At 71.4% G+C, this 1,243-nt stretch carries 1 protein-coding gene; it reads left to right on the top strand.

Annotated elements, in window-relative coordinates:
• Window positions 1–77 precede the first annotated feature (77 nt).
• Entirely contained in the window at window positions 78–1,142 is a 1,065-nt protein-coding gene (gene trpD, locus ACFU53_RS48080) for an anthranilate phosphoribosyltransferase (RefSeq protein WP_384007035.1), read from the top strand.
• The last annotated feature ends 101 nt before the right edge of the window (window positions 1,143–1,243 follow it).

The following is a 1,243-nucleotide window of genomic DNA, read 5'->3' as shown; positions in this document are numbered from 1 at the left end:
GGATAGGGTGGGCGCATCAGTGATTCCACGGTCCGCGCGGCATTCCCTGCTCGCGGCTATGACACCCAGGAGCGGCTATGAGCGCTGTGACCCCCGCTGGAGGCGACACCGCGGCGGGCCGTTCCTGGCCCGCCGTGCTGAACGCGCTGCTGTCCGGGCACGACCAGGACGTCGGCGCCACGTTCTGGGCCATGGACCAGATCATGCGCGGCGAGGCGACGGACGCGCAGATCGCCGGGTTCGTGGTGGCGCTGCGGGCCAAGGGGGAGACCGTCGACGAGATCACCGGTCTCGTCGAGGCGCTGTACGAGCACGCCCATGTGATCGAGGTGTCCGGGAAGACCGTCGACATCGTCGGTACGGGCGGGGACGGCGCCAAGACGGTCAACATCTCCACGATGTCGTCGATCGTCGTCGCCGGTACGGGCGCGAAGGTCGTCAAGCACGGCAACCGGGCCGCGTCGTCGGCGTCCGGCGCGTCCGATGTGCTGGAGAAGCTGGGCGTCAATCTGGAGCTGACGCCGAAGCGGGTGGCCGAGGTCGCCGAGGAGGCCGGGATCACCTTCTGCTTCGCGGTGAAGTTCCATCCGGCGCTGCGTCATGTGGCCGCCGCGCGCGGGCAGCTGGGCATCCGGACCGTCTTCAACGCGCTGGGGCCGCTGGCCAATCCGGCGAAGGTGCGCGCCCAGGCGGTCGGGGTCGCCGATCCACGGATGGCGCCCATCATGGCGGGCGTCTTCGCCGAGCGCGGCAACTCGTCGTTGGTCTTCCGGGGCGACGACGGGCTCGACGAGCTGACGACGACGGCCACGTCGCGGGTGTGGGTCGTACGGGACGGCAAGGTGACCGAGGAGGCCTTCGATCCGCGCGATGTGGGGCTGGAGCTGGTGCCGGTGGAGGCGTTGCGGGGGGCTGACGCCTCGTTCAACGCGGATGTCGCGCGGCGGTTGCTGGGTGGGGAGACGGGGCCGGTGCGGGACGCTGTGCTGTTGAACTCGGCGGCGGCGTTGGTGGCACTTGAGCCGCCGTCCGGGTCGCTGGCGGAGCAGTTGCGGGCCGGGATGGAGCGGGCGGCGGAGTCGATCGACTCGGGGTCGGCGCGGCGGGTTCTTGAGCGGTGGGTCGCGGCCACCAACGCGTAGCGCCCCCCCGCGGCCCCTACCGACCCGTCCCCCTCGGTGAGTTCTTCGGGCGCGGGCGGGCGGGTGGGGTTGTTCGCGCAGTTCCCCGCGCCCCTAAAAGC

Source organism: Streptomyces sp. NPDC057474, assembly GCF_042802555.1.
Classification (GTDB): domain Bacteria; phylum Actinomycetota; class Actinomycetes; order Streptomycetales; family Streptomycetaceae; genus Streptomyces.
The sequence above is the reverse complement of the archived record's forward strand: the minus strand, read 5'-3'. Positions and strand labels throughout refer to the sequence as shown.